At 50.7% G+C, this 15,485-nt stretch carries 15 protein-coding genes; 14 read left to right on the forward strand and 1 reads right to left on the reverse strand.

All coding sequences use genetic code 11. The features are described from left to right. The first annotated feature begins 36 nt into the window (after positions 1-36). The 13 genes from purD to rbsB all read left to right on the forward strand — a co-directional run bounded on the left by purD (position 37) and on the right by rbsB (position 13,292). On the forward strand, positions 37-1,302 hold the full coding sequence (gene purD / locus J2T14_RS26370; protein ID WP_307475729.1) for a phosphoribosylamine--glycine ligase: 1,266 nt from the start codon (positions 37-39) through the stop codon (positions 1,300-1,302). 235 nt (positions 1,303-1,537) lie between these two features. Then, positions 1,538-2,854, forward strand: a complete 1,317-nt coding sequence (locus tag J2T14_RS26375; protein WP_307206371.1) for an ATP-binding protein — start codon at positions 1,538-1,540, stop codon at positions 2,852-2,854. Continuing rightward, positions 2,826-3,719: a response regulator gene (locus tag J2T14_RS26380; protein ID WP_307206370.1), complete on the forward strand. Its 894-nt coding sequence runs from the start codon at positions 2,826-2,828 to the stop codon at positions 3,717-3,719. Before J2T14_RS26375 ends, J2T14_RS26380 begins: the two co-directional genes overlap by 29 nt. 340 nt (positions 3,720-4,059) lie before the next feature. Continuing rightward, positions 4,060-4,851, forward strand: a complete 792-nt coding sequence (locus J2T14_RS26385) for a transporter substrate-binding domain-containing protein (RefSeq protein ID WP_307475731.1) — start codon at positions 4,060-4,062, stop codon at positions 4,849-4,851. Between the two features lie 34 nt (positions 4,852-4,885). After that, positions 4,886-5,539: an amino acid ABC transporter permease gene (locus J2T14_RS26390; protein ID WP_307206368.1), complete on the forward strand. Its 654-nt coding sequence runs from the start codon at positions 4,886-4,888 to the stop codon at positions 5,537-5,539. Further along, positions 5,536-6,258, forward strand: a complete 723-nt coding sequence (locus J2T14_RS26395; protein WP_307206367.1) for an amino acid ABC transporter ATP-binding protein — start codon at positions 5,536-5,538, stop codon at positions 6,256-6,258. Before J2T14_RS26390 ends, J2T14_RS26395 begins: the two co-directional genes overlap by 4 nt. Beyond that, positions 6,255-7,250: an asparaginase gene (locus J2T14_RS26400; protein ID WP_307475733.1), complete on the forward strand. Its 996-nt coding sequence runs from the start codon at positions 6,255-6,257 to the stop codon at positions 7,248-7,250. The genes J2T14_RS26395 and J2T14_RS26400 overlap by 4 nt, the downstream gene beginning before the upstream one ends. Positions 7,251-7,488: 238 nt before the next feature. Beyond that, entirely contained in the window at positions 7,489-8,514 is a 1,026-nt protein-coding gene (locus J2T14_RS26405) for a LacI family DNA-binding transcriptional regulator (RefSeq protein WP_307475735.1), read from the forward strand. Then, positions 8,511-9,446 carry a ribokinase gene (gene rbsK / locus J2T14_RS26410; RefSeq protein ID WP_307475737.1) on the forward strand — a complete coding sequence of 312 codons (936 nt, stop codon included), beginning with the start codon at positions 8,511-8,513 and terminating at the stop codon, positions 9,444-9,446. Before J2T14_RS26405 ends, rbsK begins: the two co-directional genes overlap by 4 nt. A 6-nt stretch (positions 9,447-9,452) precedes the next feature. After that, positions 9,453-9,848 (forward strand): D-ribose pyranase, encoded by a 396-nt coding sequence (gene rbsD, locus J2T14_RS26415; protein WP_307475740.1) that lies wholly within the window; start codon positions 9,453-9,455, stop codon positions 9,846-9,848. 20 nt (positions 9,849-9,868) lie between these two features. Further along, positions 9,869-11,377 carry a sugar ABC transporter ATP-binding protein gene (locus tag J2T14_RS26420; RefSeq protein WP_307475743.1) on the forward strand — a complete coding sequence of 503 codons (1,509 nt, stop codon included), beginning with the start codon at positions 9,869-9,871 and terminating at the stop codon, positions 11,375-11,377. After that, positions 11,367-12,323 (forward strand): ABC transporter permease, encoded by a 957-nt coding sequence (locus J2T14_RS26425; RefSeq protein WP_307206362.1) that lies wholly within the window; start codon positions 11,367-11,369, stop codon positions 12,321-12,323. Before J2T14_RS26420 ends, J2T14_RS26425 begins: the two co-directional genes overlap by 11 nt. A 27-nt stretch (positions 12,324-12,350) precedes the next feature. Continuing rightward, complete coding sequence (rbsB, locus tag J2T14_RS26430; protein ID WP_307475745.1) at positions 12,351-13,292, forward strand: ribose ABC transporter substrate-binding protein RbsB; 942 nt, start codon at positions 12,351-12,353, stop codon at positions 13,290-13,292. A 112-nt stretch (positions 13,293-13,404) separates the two neighbouring features. On the opposite strand, the gene J2T14_RS26435 is transcribed toward rbsB, so the two are convergent. After that, entirely contained in the window at positions 13,405-13,902 is a 498-nt protein-coding gene (locus J2T14_RS26435; protein WP_307475747.1) for a DinB family protein, read from the reverse strand. A 697-nt stretch (positions 13,903-14,599) separates the two neighbouring features. Between J2T14_RS26435 and J2T14_RS26440 the strand changes: the two genes are divergently transcribed. After that, complete coding sequence (locus J2T14_RS26440) at positions 14,600-15,481, forward strand: polysaccharide deacetylase family protein (protein ID WP_307206359.1); 882 nt, start codon at positions 14,600-14,602, stop codon at positions 15,479-15,481. The last annotated feature ends 4 nt before the right edge of the window (positions 15,482-15,485 follow it).

Here is a 15,485-nt window from a genome sequence, read left to right on the forward strand (position 1 = left end):
GTTTAATAAATAGGCAACTTATAGGGGGATCAGCATATGCGTATATTGGTTGTTGGCAGCGGCGGACGGGAGCATGCGATCGTCTGGGCGCTCAAGAAAAGCGAGAAAGTTAAGGAAGTGTTCTGCGCGCCGGGCAATGCAGGTATCGGGCAGCTTGCGGAATGCGTGCCGATTGCGGTCAGCGAATTCGCCGAGCTTACTCGCTTCGCGAAGGAAGCGTCCATCGACCTCGTGTTCATCGGTCCAGATGATCCGCTCGCAGACGGCATCGTTGATGCTTTCGAAGCAGAGGGCATTCCAACGTACGGACCTCGCAAAAACGCGGCCGAAATCGAAGGCAGCAAAATTTTCATGAAAAACCTGCTCAAAAAATACGACATCCCGACTGCGAAATACGAGACGTTCACGAACTACGAATCGGCGCTCGCTTACTTGCGCGAGCAGTCTACTCCGATCGTCATCAAGGCCGACGGTCTTGCCGCAGGCAAAGGGGTAACGGTTGCAGCTACGCTCGAAGAGGCCGAGAAGGCGCTTCGCGAAGCAATGGTCGACAAAGTATTCGGCGATGCGGGCAACCAGATCGTCATCGAGGAGTTCCTCGAAGGACAAGAGATGTCCATTCTGGCATTCGTCGACGGCGAGACGGTTCGCGCGATGGTGCCTGCACAGGATCATAAACCGATCTTCGACGGCGACAAAGGGCCGAATACGGGTGGCATGGGCACGTACACGCCGCTTCCGCATATCGACCAAGCGATCATCGACGAGTCGATCACGAATATTATTATCCCTACGGCAAAAGCGATGGTCAGCGAAGGCCGGCCGTTCCGCGGCGTTCTGTTCGCGGGCCTTATGATTACGAAGGACGGTCCGAAAACGATCGAGTTCAACGCTCGCATGGGCGATCCGGAGACGCAGGTCGTGTTGCCGCGACTGAAAACCGATCTTGTCGACATCGTACTCGCTTCGCTCAACGGCAGACTGGGCGACCTTGACATCCAGTGGGATGACGAAGCAGCCGTGTGCGTCGTTATCGCATCCGAAGGTTATCCGGCATCGTATCCGAAGGGCCGCGTCATTACGGGCCTTGCGGAAGCTGAAGCGCAAGGCGCGCTTGTGTTCCATGCCGGCACGGCATCGAAGGACGGCGAGTTCGTCACGAACGGCGGACGCGTGCTTGGCGTCGTAGGCCGAGGCAAAGACATTGCCGAAGCGCGCGCACGCGCTTACGAGGCGGTCAGCGTTATCGACTTCGAAGGCAAGCAAAGCCGTACCGATATCGCTGCCAAAGCGCTTCGTTAAAGAAGCGGCTGCGGTTCAAGACCGCCCGACATCATTTTTCCTAACGGAAATCGATGTCGGGCGGTCTTTTTCATGGAGCTTATCATCGCTATGTTTCTCGAAGGCACCTCGATTGAGGTGCCTTTCAATTTCTACCATGAGTTCAACAAATGTCAAATCTATGTTAATATATATGTCATAAATAAGATATGTTAGTGTACAATTTCTGACTCTCAGGCTGGGGGCGGATCGAAGGATGAACAATATTATTAAAAACGAAAGACTGCAAATGATCGCTATCGCATTGGCTACGGCGATCGGCGCGCAATTCAAGATTAACCCCTTCAGCGGCGATGATTTCCGTATCGGTCTGGGTGTCAGCATTTTTTTGTTTTTTTTGCTGTTTATGCGCCACTTGTCTTATTTAACGATCGGAATCCTGACAGGGATATTCAGTATGGTGTTCCAGGCGGCGGATTGGATGATCGCTACGGGCACCTTTTCCATCGTGGAAAGCATACAAAACAACGTGGCGGCCGGCATTTATTATGTCGTTTTCGCATTTGGAATGAGCAGGTTTCAACATAGAATAAACGACTTTCACCCTCTGGTCTTAGGCGCGGTTATTTCAGTCATCGATTTTGCTTGCAACGTGACCGAGCTCTTCATACGCGGAATGCTGCTTGATACGCATGTTTTTTATCTAGGGGAATGGGTTCAATTAATGGCCGTAGCGGTTGTGCGAAGCTATTTTGTGATCGGGCTTTACAGCAGCATTTCGATTAGTCAAATGCGTTTCATTCATGCGGAGCAGCAAAAACGGATGGAGCAAATGATCAACATCGGCGCGGGTTTGTATGGAGAAGTCTTTTATTTGAAAAAATCAATGGAGACGATCGAGTCCATTACCGTAGACAGCTTTAATCTTGCCCGTCAATTAAAGGAAGAGAACTTGAACGGATACAGCGGACAAGCATTGGGGGTCGCCCAGCAGATCCACGAAGTGAAGAAGGATTCCCAGCGTATATTGGCAGGCTTGCTGAAATTATACGACACTGAAATCGTGGTCGACCTGAGCCTGCCGGAAATTCTCGATTTCGTCGTAAAAGGAAATCAAAAATACAGCGAGATGCTGGACAAAAAAATCGTCATCGTAAAAGAAGCGGAGTCAAACTTCCATACCCCGCATTACATTCCTCTATTGACGATACTTAACAACCTGGTATCCAATGCCGTGGAAGCCATTGAGAAGAACGGTACGATAACCGTGCAGGTTGTCGAAAAGGAAAAAGAAATCGTTTTTGTCGTTTCGGATTCAGGGGACGGCATTTCCGAAAAAGATATTTCGATTATTTTCGAACCGGGCTTTACGACAAAGTTTGATGTAGAGGGAATTGCGGCAACAGGGATCGGGCTTTCTCACGTACGCGATATTGTTCATTCATTCGGAGGCGTGATCGAAGCGGAATCATCGGGGGAGGCAGCCGGTGCGCGGTTTTACGTTCATATTCCAATAACCGCTTTACAAAAAGGGGGGGGAGCAGATGTCGATATCTTTCGTAATCGTGGATGACGACGCAGTCAGCAGGCGGATGCTGCAAAACATTATCGAGCAGTGCAAGCTAGGCGAGGTTGCAGGCACTGCGGATGAAGGAATAGAGGGGACTCAGATCATTCTTGAACTGAAGCCGGATATTGTGTTGATCGATTTATTGATGCCTAATCAGGACGGGATCGAGACGATAACGCAATTGAAGGATAGAGGTTATAACGGAAAGTTTATCATGATTTCGCAAATCGAAAATAAAGAATTGGTAGGGCAAGCCTATCAGAGCGGAATTGAATTTTTTATCCATAAGCCGATAAACCGTTTGGAAGTGGAAGCCGTATTGTTGAAAGTAAACGAACGGCGGAAATACGAGCGGCAGATTATTGAAATCAAGCAATCTTTGGCTAAATTCGATCCCGTAGAATCAACGGCGGTTCGCCGGGAACCGACCGCCCGCGAAGTCGTAAAGCCTATTCTAATGGACTTGGGAATAATCGGCGAAACCGGCAGTAAAGATATCGTTGCGTTAATGGAATGTTTAATCGAACAGCGCCAGGCTGCCGACTTCCCGCCGCTGAAAGAATTATATGAATCCTTAGCCCGGGCTTATAAACAAAGCAAAAGCGATATAGAGAAGGAGAGCAAAGCGATCGAGCAGCGGATCAGGCGGACCGTGATGGCTGCGTTAAATCATTTGGCTTCCATCGGTCTTACGGATTACGGCAACCCGAAATTCGAATATTATGCGCCGCTTTACTTTGATTTTCAAGATATCCGGATGAGAATGAAGGTTATGGACGAAGAGCTGCAGCCCGAAAAAGGGAAAGTAAACATTAAAAAATTTTTGCAGGTTTTTTATATAGAGGTACTGGAAAAAATGAAAAGCTGAATCGTTTTTGTATCCCCCTCGCTTAAGAATTCGAACGTTCAATCTGTTAGTGTCCAGATTAACGTTACGGATTCTTTTTTTTAAATATAGGAAAGTATAAGATTCACTCTTATACTCACGCCTATATTTCACCGGAATGAAACGCGCCACGCCACCAAAGGATGGCATTAGCCGTTTCACCTTGGCCGTAAGGAGCAAGTTTATTCTCTATGTAAGGTTTATTTACATTGTGTGTAATGGTTCATGTAGGATGCTGTAGGATACTGTAGCGGAGGAGGTACGATAAGGACGTGAAACGGAACGATTGTTACAAAACCAAGAAGAGAGAAGAGGGACTTATATGAAGAAGATCGTTTTATCGTTAATTGGGGCTGTCATCGCGTTAACGCTTAGTGCCTGCGGAAATGAAAATACGGCTGATCCTGGAACGGGAACCAACAAGGAAGAGGTTAAGAAATACACGTTCGGCACCGACGCCACGTATCCTCCCTTCGAGTTCGAAAAGGATGGGAAGTACACCGGCATCGATATCGACTTGATCAACGCCATTGCCGAAGTAGAGGGCTTCGAGGTTGAGCTCAAGCCAATGGATTTCAAGGCGATTATTCCGGCAATCACGGCGGGCCAATTGGATGGCGCCATTGCGGGCATCAGCATTACGGACGAGCGCAAACAGGTTGTCAGCTTATCCGATCCGTATTACGAGGCGGGCCTTTCGCTTATCGTTCGGTCCGATAATACGACGATCAATCGTCCGGAAGATTTGGCCGGAAAAACGATCGCGATCAAAAAAGGAACATCGGGCGCAAAGATGGCAGAGGAATTGGCGACAAAATACGGCGCGGAAATCAAATATTTCGACGACAGCCCGACAATGTACCAGGAAGTCGTCAATAAAAACGCCGACGTTACGCTGGAGGATTTTCCGGTCATTTCGTACAAGATCGCAGTTGACCCCGATGCTAATTTGAAAGTTGTCGGAGACCGGTTGAACGGCGATTTTTATGGCATCGCCGTCGGGAAAGACAATGAAGAGCTGCTGCAAAAAATTAACGATGGATTGAAAAAGCTGCAAGAAAACGGGAAATACGATGAAATCGTTAAAACTTATATCGGAACAACGGCAAAATAAATAATCGATAATACAAGATGAAGGGGGGAATACATTGATGTCCTCGCTGCAAGTTATTTTGGATGCATTGCCGACGCTGCTGCAAGGCGTTCTGATTACGATGAAGCTGGCGTTCATTTCGTTGTGCATTGCGTTTGTTATAGGCTTAATCGCGGGATTGATGAATACATCCCAAAATAAGATCCTTCGGGGGGTTGCCACGTTTTATGTGGACCTCATTCGGGGCACGCCGCTGCTCGTTCAAATCTTTTTTATCTATTTGGGCTTGCCCGCCTTTCTGGACATTCGAATATCGGAAGAGATCGGCGGAATCGCGGCGCTTAGTTTGAATGCGGGCGCCTATATTGCGGAAGTTGTCCGCGGAGGCATTGTTTCCATTGATAAAGGGCAAGTGGAAGCTTCCCGGTCTTTAGGGCTAAGCCGGTTCTTGACGATGAGGCTGGTCATTTTACCGCAAGCGCTGCGTCGAATGATCCCGGCTTTCGTAAACCAATTTATTATAAGCCTTAAAGATACGTCCCTGCTGTCCGTCATTGGTATTCGGGAATTGACGCAAAACGGTGAAATTATCATTTCTTCTAATTTCCGCGCTTTTGAAATATGGGGTATCGTAGGCGCTATTTACTTCGTGATCATCTATATATTAACCCGATTATTCCGTCAGCTTGAGAGGAGGTTCAGCTCATGATCGTCGTACAAAACCTGAGAAAGAAATACGGTTCGTTGGAAGTACTGAAGGATATATCCACAACGGTCCGGGAGAAAGAAGTGGTTTGCGTTATCGGGCCGTCGGGATCGGGAAAAAGCACATTCCTCCGGTGTCTGAACCTTCTTGAGGATGTGACGTCGGGAAAGGTTACGATTGGCGACGTGGAAGTGACTTCACCGAAAACGAATATCGATAAATTGCGCGAAAACGTGGGGATGGTGTTCCAGAGCTTTAATTTATTTCCCCACTTAACGGTGTTAAAAAATATTATGCTCGCCCCGAAACATATTAAAAAGTTGGATAAGCAGCTCAATGAGAAAAGAGCAATAGAGCTGTTGGAAAAAGTGGGCTTGGCGGAGAAAAAGGATGAATCCCCCGATCGTTTATCCGGCGGACAAAAGCAGCGCGTAGCCATTGCCCGCGCCTTGGCAATGAATCCCCGCGTCATGCTGTTCGACGAGCCGACCTCGGCATTGGATCCCGAAATGGTGGGCGAGGTTTTGCTCGTCATGAAGGAGCTGGCTCGCGAAGGCATCACGATGATTGTCGTCACTCATGAAATGGGGTTCGCCCGCGAAGTGGCAGACCGCGTCATCTTCATGGACGGGGGATACATCGTCGAGGAAGGGACTCCTTCCGAAATATTCGATTTCCCGAAGCATGAAAGGACGAAAGCATTCCTCGGAAAGCTCTTATGAAAAAATTGCTGTTGCTGACTACAGGCGGAACGATCGCATCGGTCTCGGGGGCAAACGGACTGATTCCGGGCATAACGGATGCGGAAATAGCGGGCTATTTGCTTGAACAAAATCTCGGATGCACAATTGAAAGCAAAGCGCTGATGGAAATAGACAGCACGAATATGCAGCCTGAATGCTGGGTCCGTATAGCCGAGGCCATCTATGAGAGTTACTGCGATTATGACGGATTTGTCATCACGCATGGGACGGACACGATGGGATATACGGCTGCCGCCCTTTCCTATATGCTGCAAAATATCGCTAAGCCGGTTGTTATGACGGGCTCGCAGGTTCCTATTCATTATGACAATACCGATGCCGGCAAAAACCTTGTCGACGCTGTACGCTTTGCCTCCGAAGACATCGGAGGCGTATTTCTTGTTTTTGACGGCAAGGCGATTCACGGGACTAGAGCCGTGAAAGTGAGAACCCGAAGCTATCATGCTTTTGAAAGCATTAATCATCCATACGCGGCCTTTATTGAAGAGGGAGAAATCAGGTACAATAAGTCCGTTTCGCTGTTACGCGGCGACGCGGAGATGAAATTAGAGGTTTCCTTATGTCCGGATGTTTTTTTGTTGAAACTGCACCCGGGTACCAAGCCGGAGCTTTTTGACTTTCTGAGATGTCATTATAGAGGGGTAATCATCGAAGGCTTCGGACTTGGAGGCGTGCCTAACCAAGGTAGAAGCCTGGTTCGGAAAATAATCGAGCTGCTTCAATCGGGAGTAGCTGTCGTTATGACGACGCAATGCCTGGAAGAGGGCGAAGACCGGACGCTTTACGAGGTAGGGCGATTAGCGGCCGGGGAGCTCATTATTTCATCGAAGGATATGAATACGGAGGCGATCGTTCCTAAATTAATGTGGGCGCTCGGCAAAACCGACGATCTCGGAGAGGTTAAGAGAATGATGGAAATGCCGATTGCAGACGATATAACAATACATTAGGGGATTTACTTCTCTTGCTAAACGAAAAATGGCGGTGCAGGAATAACTTTCTGCACCGCTATTTTTTATGACCGCATCACTTTCAAGATTGGGATATTCTGTATACTTGCGCTTTGTCGAAAGTTGTGGTATATTTTCGTTGTGGTAACGTTACCACATCGTAAAAATACATTATATTAGCATATCAATAACAAATAAATTGGCATTATGAAAATACATGGTATCGTTACCATGATGCATGAGGAGAGGGATCGCCATCGCAACGATTCGTGATGTTGCCAAATTGGCCGGTATTTCCGTATCGACCGTATCGCGTTTCTTGAACAAAAGCGGTTATGTGAATGCGGAAACGGAGCAATCGATCAAGAACGCCATCGAGAAACTGAATTATGCGCCGAATCAGGTAGCGCGAGGCTTGGCCGGCAAAAAAACGAACACGATCGCGCTCATCCTGCCCGACATTTCGAACCTGTTCTTTTCGGACCTCGCCCGGGCAGTGGAGGATGTCGCGGCCACATACGGCTACACGGTTATTTTCGGCAATTCGGATGATCAGGGCACGAAAGAGAAAAGATATATCGAAACGCTGAAGCAGAAGTATATCGACGGAATTATATTTGCCTCGAACACGTTCGGGCACGAAGATGCGGAAATGTTGACAAAGCTTGGCATCCCGTTCGTATGTTTGGACCGCGGCCCGGATGAGCAGAACTTCAGCGTCGTCCGTTCCAAGAACAGGGAAGGCGCCGTCATGGCGGTTCAGCATTTGCGGGACGTGGGTTGCCGCAAAATCGCCCATATATACGGTCCGCAGCATCTGGTTACAGGGAAGGAACGGCTCATCGGCTTCGAGCAATCGGTGCAGGGATTCGATTGGTATACGCCGACGCTGCTGGAGCCGGCCGACTTCCGGATAGCCGGGGGGATGAAAGCGACGGAGCGGCTGATGGAGCGCCATCCGGATATCGACGGCATCTTTACCGGCAACGACTTGATGGCGGTCGGCGCGCTGAAAGCGCTGCACCGCATGGGAATCCGTGTTGGCGAGCAGGTCGCCGTCTGCGGCTTCGACGGCATTCAAACGACGGAGATTACGGCGCCGGAGCTCACGACGATTGCGCAGCCGATTTACGATATGGGCGCGCTTATCTCCCGTCTGCTCATCAAAAAAATCGAAGGCAATCTCGAAGAAGACCGGCTGTACGAGCTGGATGTGAAGCTGATTGCCCGAGAATCGACGTTAAGGAGGAAAAACGGCATATGAACAAGCCTAAGTTGGTCGTCATCGGCAGCTTGAATATGGATATCGTCGTCGAAACCGATCGGTATCCGCAAATAGGCGAGACGATTATGGGAGAGCGCATCAGGTTCATTCCCGGCGGCAAAGGGGCGAATCAGGCGGTCGCGGGAGCTCGTCTAGGAGCGGAGACGGCGATGATCGGAGCGGTCGGCGAAGACGCCTTCGGCGAAGAGCTGCTACGCAGCCTGCAAGAGGACGGCGTCGACGTATCCGGCATCAAGCGGGTAGCCGGCATGTCGACCGGCGTCGCTTCGATCTATGTCGCCGAAGGCGACAACAGCATCGTCGTCGTGCCGGGCGCGAACAGCCGGGTGGAGCCGGCCGACATTGACCGCAGCGAAGATAAGCTGCGGCAGGCGGATATCGTGCTGCTGCAGCTGGAAATTCCGGTGGAAACGGTCGTATACGCCGCCCGCAAAGCGAAGTCGCTCGGCAAGACGGTCGTGCTTAATCCGGCGCCGGCGCAGCCGCTGCCGGACGAGCTGTTCGGGCTCGTCGACTATATGACGCCGAACCGTTCGGAGCTTGGCCGGTACACGGGCATGGATACAGACGGCGAAGCGCTCGAGCAGGCGATGCAGCGCATGAAAGAAATGGGAGCCGCGCATATCGTGACGACGCTCGGGTCGGACGGCTCCGCTTATTTGGACGATAACGGATCGATGCATACGATACCGGGCTATAAAGTGCCGGTAGTCGACACGACGGGCGCAGGCGATTGCTATAATGCCGGTCTGGCGTTATCCATCGCCGCCGGACGGAGTTTGGAGGAAGCAATCGCTTTCGCATCGCTTGTTTCCGCGCTCGCCGTGACGAAATTCGGGGCGCAGGCGGGAATGCCGACGGAAGCGGAAGCGCGGCGGTTTGCGGAGGAACAGCAGAAGACGGGAGCGTAAAGCAGCATGAAAAAGATTGGAATCATCAACAGCGAGTTGTCGAGATTGATCAGCGAGCTTGGTCATACGGACACCATTGTAATATCGGATAGCGGATTGCCGATACCGCCCGGCGTGAAACGGATCGACTTGGCGCTCAAGCGCGGCGTGCCGGGTTATCTGGAAACGCTGGAGACCATTTTGGAAGAAATGCAGGTCGAACGCTATACGGTTGCGGATGAAATGAAGAAAGTGAATCCGGAGCTGTTCGAACTCTCGAAGCGGATGCTGGACGGAGCGGAGGCGGAAATCGTCAATCACGAGCAGTTTAAAGCATTGACCCGTCAAGCGAAAGCGGTTATTCGCACCGGTGAATGCTCGCCTTACGCGAATGTTATTTTACACGCGGGGGTCACGTTCTAGAAAGGGAGGTACTACACAAGATGACAGATCAGCTGCTGGAGATGAAGGGGATCGACAAAAGCTTTTCCGAAGTAAAGGTACTGCAGCAGGCGCAGTTCTCGCTCGAAAGCGGTGAATTGCATGCTCTGATGGGGGAGAACGGAGCCGGGAAATCGACTTTGATGAAAATATTGAACGGCATATACATGAGAGACGGCGGCACCGTGAAAGTTAAGGGAGTCGAGCAGACGCTTTCTTCGCCATCGGCCGCGCTGCAGCTCGGAATCGTCATGATTCATCAAGAGCTTAATCTGATTCCGCATTTGACGGTAATGGAAAACATCTTCCTCGGCCGGGAGTTTACTTTCGGACCGACCAAGCTCATCGATTGGCGCAAAATGAAGCGGGAATCGACCCGGTTTCTGTCGCAGCTCGGGCTCGCGATCGATCCGGATACGATCGTCGGCGAGCTGTCCGTCGGGCAGCAGCAAATGGTCGAAATCGCAAAGGCATTATCGATGAATACGGAAATTTTGGTGTTGGACGAGCCTACGGCTGCGCTTACCGACAAGGAAATCGATGCACTCTTTGATGTAATCGCTTCCCTCAAAAAACGGGGCGTCGGCATGATTTACATTTCGCACCGGATGGAGGAAATTTTCCGGATGTGCGACCGGATCACGGTTATGCGCGACGGCCGGTATGTCGGCACGGAGAAGGTGCCTGAAACGAATATGGACCAAATCGTGAAAATGATGGTCGGCCGCGAAATCAAAGACCGCTTCCCGAAGGTAGACATCAAGTTCGGCGAGGAGAAGCTTAAGGTCGAAGGGCTTTCGCAGAAAGGGATCTTGCACGATATCTCGTTCTCCGTACGGGCTGGCGAAATTGTCGGACTCGCAGGTCTAATGGGTGCGGGACGGACGGAGCTTGCCAAGGCGCTCTTCGGTGTTTCCAAGGTTGACCGGGGAACGATATCCGTAGGCGGCAAGCAGTTAGCGCTCCGCAAGCCGATGGACGCGATCCGCGCGGGAATCGCGCTTGTAACGGAGGATCGGAAGGATGAAGGACTGCTCCTTCCCATGTCCGTCAGCGACAACTTGTCCATGACCAATCTGACGACGGTTTCGAATCTCGGTTTTCTGAGCGGCGCGAAGGAGAAGCAGCTTTCGGATAAGATGATGAAACAGCTGCTCATTAAGGCGTCCAGCGGCGCGCAGACGGTCGGGTCGCTTAGCGGCGGCAACCAGCAGAAGGTCGTCATCGGCAAATGGCTGGCGACGAATCCGCAGGTGTTCATCTTGGACGAGCCGACGAGAGGCGTCGACATCGGGGCGAAGAAAGAGATCTACGACCTGATGAACAAGCTGGCGTCGGAAGGAGTCGCGATATTAATGATTTCATCCGAGCTTCCCGAAGTGCTCGGGATGAGCGACCGGATTCTCGTTATGCATGAAGGGAAAATATCCGGACATTTTACCAAAGAAGAAGCTACCCAAGAAAATATCATGATGTGCGCAACAGGGGGAGGAGAACAGCATGCAGGCTGATGCATTAGGGATTCAGAAACGAAAAGGGTTGAAGTTCCAGGGGCTCGGATCGTTAGTCGGATTATTGTTGATCATGATCGTGCTTGCGGTTTCGGCAGAAAACTTTTTAACGGTCAACAACCTGCTTAACGTGCTCCGGCAGGTTTCCATTAACGCGTTGATCGCGTTCGGAATGACGTTCGTTATTTTGACGGGGGGCATCGACCTTTCGGTCGGTTCGATCCTCGCTTTATCCAGTGCGCTGTCGGCCGGTTTGATGGCTGGCGGAACGGACACTTGGATTGCCGTCATCGCCGGTCTCGGGGCAGGCATGGCAATGGGCGCGGTCAATGGGCTGCTGGTTGCGAAAGGGCGGCTCGCTCCGTTTATCGTAACGCTGGCCACCATGACCGTCTTCCGGGGATTGACGCTCGTCTACACCGACGGGAAGCCGATTACGGGCTTGAACAAAGATTTCGCCTTGCTGGGCAAAGGGTATTTTCTGCAAATTCCGATGCCGATCATTTGGATGGTCGTCTCGTTTGCAGTATTATATATCATTTTGAAACATACGACTTTCGGCCGGCGCGTGTACGCGATCGGAAGCAACGAGGAGGCGACATGGTTATCGGGGATCAGCACCTCGAAGGTAAAAGTATGGGTCTATTCCATCAGCGGTTTATTGGCGGCGATTAGCGGCCTGATCTTGACCTCCCGGCTCAATTCCTCCCAACCTACGGCGGGCGTTTCTTACGAGCTGGATGCTATCGCGGCGGTCGTGCTCGGCGGAACGAGCTTGTCGGGCGGCAGAGGCTGGATCGTCGGAACGTTGATCGGAGCCGTCATTATCGGCGTGCTGGACAACGGACTCAATCTATTGAACGTATCGTCATTTTATCAACAGGTTGTAAAAGGGGCCGTCATTTTAGTTGCAGTACTGTTAGACCGCTCGAAAAAACACAAATAAAACCTAACTATAAGGAGACAAACGACTATGAAAAAAAGATCTCTCGGATTCTCGCTATTGCTTGCTGCAGTTGTCATGCTTTCCGCTTGCTCGACCGGCACGAACACGGATACAACGGAAGAGGCCGGAGGCAATCAAGCGGCGGACGGCAAGGTTAAGATCGGCTTGTCGATTTCGACACAGAACAACCCATTCTTCGTAACGCTTAAAGAAGGCGCCGAGAAAGCGGCAGCGGAGGCTGGCGCGGAGCTGATCGTCGTAGATGCTCAGGACGATACGGCGAAGCAAATCAGCGGCATCGAAGACTTGATCCAGAAGAAGGTCGACGTTATCTTGATCAACCCGACGGATGGCGACGCCGTCGTGACGGCCGTGGAAGCGGCGAATGACGCGAACATTCCTGTCATTACGGTTGACCGTGCGGCTAACGGCGGAACCGTAGTCTCGCATATCGCGTCCGATAACGTAAAGGGCGGTCAGATGGCAGGCGATTATATATTGGAAGCGCTCGGAGGCAAAGGGAACATCGTCGAGCTTCAGGGGACGGCCGGCACTTCCGCCGCCCGCGACCGCGGCGAAGGGTTTCATAAGTCTGTAGACGACAAGGAAGGCGTGAAAGTCGCTTCTTCGCAGCCCGCTGATTTCGACCGTGCCAAAGGCCTGTCGGTAATGGAGAACATTTTGCAAAGCAACAGTGACATTCAAGCGGTATTCGCCCATAATGACGAAATGGCGCTAGGCGCTCTTCAGGCGATCGAAGCTGCCGGCAAAAAAGACATTATCGTTGTCGGATTCGATGCGACTGCCGATGCGGTAAGCGCCGTCAATGCCGGTACGCTGGCTGCCACGGTTGCGCAGAAGCCTGAAGCGATCGGACAAAAGGCGATTGAAACAGCGGTGAAAGTAGCCGGAGGCGAGGCAGTGGAAGCAGCTATTCCTGTCGAGCTGGAGCTTGTGACCAAACCATAATCTTTCATAGAGTGGGGCTGTCCCGAAAGCCAATGGCTTAGGGACAGCCCCTTCGTATGCGGACGGCTAACCTCTGCATATTCCGCGCCGACCTTAACCATTCAAATCCAAGCTATGCAGGATAGCCTCCACCGGGAGGTGGCCAAGCGCCGAACAGACGACGAAGCAGAACAATTTCTCCAAGATGATACGAATTATGGGAAGCGATATTGCGCAAAATGCCAGCTTTCGTTTCCGTTGGGAAGTGGGTTAAGGTTTCATCAAGCTGCATGCTTTCTGAATAGCTAATGGCCTTATCGATTCCTTGCAGAAATTGCTTGATAACCAACTGCCATTCGTCTTCGCTTTCTGGTTCTCCCTCACTCGGCCAGCTTTCCACGACACTTGAAGGCAATTGAGGCTTGCCTCCATCCAAGTAAGTTAACAAAAAGTTCTGCCAATAGCTCATATGTTTCAATAGCTGGTAGATCGTATAGGGTGCACCCTCCATACGTTTGCCTGCTAGCTCAACTGTAATATCTGGCAACGCACGAGCAATGGGAAGATGTCCTCGTTCGCCCACTAAAGATTTCACTAGCGCTTGACCAAAAGCTCGATTGGACTCCGACATGCATATTTTCTCCTTTCATCCAACACTTATTTTCTTTTCCACACCATATACGCTCCCTACAAAATTAAACAAGCGAGTATAACGATTAGAATAACAAATGATAGTAAATAGGGAAAGCCGGTACTGCCCCAGAATGCCGGCTCCAATCGTCATCACAGCAAGAATAAAGTTCAACTAACGTACCCGTAATCGTTCACCTTAAAAATACAGAAGCTATTCCAAAGATTATTCCTAATATGGTTAGAACACCTATTAAAGTTAACCGTTTATCCCACTTTCGTGCAAATTCATCTGGGACACTTTGTAATGCATTCAACTTTTGAAATTCTCTTCTCAAACGAAATAACTGGTAAGGACCGATGAGCAAAAGGACACTGGATATAAGCCCAAAAACCCTGCTCCATTCCATAAATACACCTCATACCTCTAGGTTTTATCGAGTTAATCTACCCAAAGGTTGGAAGAATATTCATTGGTGTAATCCGCCAGTTAACACTCCGATTGCAATTAAAACATAAGAAATACGTTTAGTTATGCTGCAAGACAAGCAATACCACCTCCATAAAGTCATTACGATCCGCAAATGCCGCCAAAATAAATGTCATATACACTCGAAAGGTGTTACTATTTTGTAACTCTCTTCATCTACCATTCCGCTACGATAGAGTAATAAGCGGGGGAGTAGAAGGTGAGTGTAATGGCGAGGAGAATGAAGCGTTATCGGGGATGGTTGGTTATGGTGCTGCTGGCGGCAGTGATGGTATGGACGAGCGGCTGTGCAGTAAGCCAGACTCTTGATCTGACGGCCAACGCGGTGGATGGGGACGAGCAGGAGACGGATGAGATTTACTCCGATCTTGGCCTGGATCTCGGCGGCGCGCAGGACGAGGCAGATAGCGGAGTCAAGCCGGGGGAAGTTATATTGGTGCAGGATGGAGGCGACGATGACCTCAGCGGGAACGTTGTTCCAATCGAGATTGTTCCGGAAGGCCCTGCAGAAAGTGTTGAACAAAAGGTTATCGCACTCACCTTCGACGACGGCCCGGACAAACGTTATACGCCGGCCATATTGGATATCCTGAAGGAAAAAGGTGTGAAGGCGACGTTTTTCGTCGTTGGCCTGCAAGTAAGCAAGAGCCCCGAGGTACTGGAGCGAATCGTGAAGGAAGGCCATGAGATCGGCAATCATACATACAATCATAAAGACTTGTCCAAGCTGGGCAAGGATGCAATCCTAAAGGAGATTAATGCCGGGGACAAAGTGATTAAGGAAGCCGTAGGCTTCACGCCCATGCTGTTCCGCGCGCCATACGGGGCGGTGTCGGATACGCTTAAGGAAATACTGGAGAAGACGGGCCGTCATATGATCGGCTGGAATATCGATACGCGAGATTGGGCGGGGACATCCGTAGCCGACATGCAAGAAATGATTCGAACGGAAGCGAAGCCCGGTGGTATAATATTGATGCATTCTTTCGGAGGCAAACACATCGCTCATACGGTGGAGGCGCTGCCTGGAATTATAGACGATCTAACGGATATGGGTTATTCGTTCGCTGGCATAGATGAACTGCATTAATCCG

The sequence above is a fragment of the Paenibacillus harenae genome (genome assembly GCF_030812415.1).
GTDB lineage: Bacteria > Bacillota > Bacilli > Paenibacillales > Paenibacillaceae > Pristimantibacillus > Pristimantibacillus harenae_A.

Coding starts and splice junctions, on each gene's coding strand:
- purD (WP_307475729.1), top strand. CDS start 37: ATGCGTATATTGGTTGTTGGCAGCGGCGGACGGGAGCATGCGATCGTC.
- J2T14_RS26375 (WP_307206371.1), top strand. CDS start 1,538: ATGAACAATATTATTAAAAACGAAAGACTGCAAATGATCGCTATCGCA.
- J2T14_RS26380 (WP_307206370.1), top strand. CDS start 2,826: ATGTCGATATCTTTCGTAATCGTGGATGACGACGCAGTCAGCAGGCGG.
- J2T14_RS26385 (WP_307475731.1), top strand. CDS start 4,060: ATGAAGAAGATCGTTTTATCGTTAATTGGGGCTGTCATCGCGTTAACG.
- J2T14_RS26395 (WP_307206367.1), top strand. CDS start 5,536: ATGATCGTCGTACAAAACCTGAGAAAGAAATACGGTTCGTTGGAAGTA.
- J2T14_RS26400 (WP_307475733.1), top strand. CDS start 6,255: ATGAAAAAATTGCTGTTGCTGACTACAGGCGGAACGATCGCATCGGTC.
- J2T14_RS26405 (WP_307475735.1), top strand. CDS start 7,489: ATGAGGAGAGGGATCGCCATCGCAACGATTCGTGATGTTGCCAAATTG.
- rbsK (WP_307475737.1), top strand. CDS start 8,511: ATGAACAAGCCTAAGTTGGTCGTCATCGGCAGCTTGAATATGGATATC.
- rbsD (WP_307475740.1), top strand. CDS start 9,453: ATGAAAAAGATTGGAATCATCAACAGCGAGTTGTCGAGATTGATCAGC.
- J2T14_RS26420 (WP_307475743.1), top strand. CDS start 9,869: ATGACAGATCAGCTGCTGGAGATGAAGGGGATCGACAAAAGCTTTTCC.
- J2T14_RS26425 (WP_307206362.1), top strand. CDS start 11,367: ATGCAGGCTGATGCATTAGGGATTCAGAAACGAAAAGGGTTGAAGTTC.
- rbsB (WP_307475745.1), top strand. CDS start 12,351: ATGAAAAAAAGATCTCTCGGATTCTCGCTATTGCTTGCTGCAGTTGTC.
- J2T14_RS26435 (WP_307475747.1), bottom strand. CDS start 13,902: ATGTCGGAGTCCAATCGAGCTTTTGGTCAAGCGCTAGTGAAATCTTTA.
- J2T14_RS26440 (WP_307206359.1), top strand. CDS start 14,600: ATGGCGAGGAGAATGAAGCGTTATCGGGGATGGTTGGTTATGGTGCTG.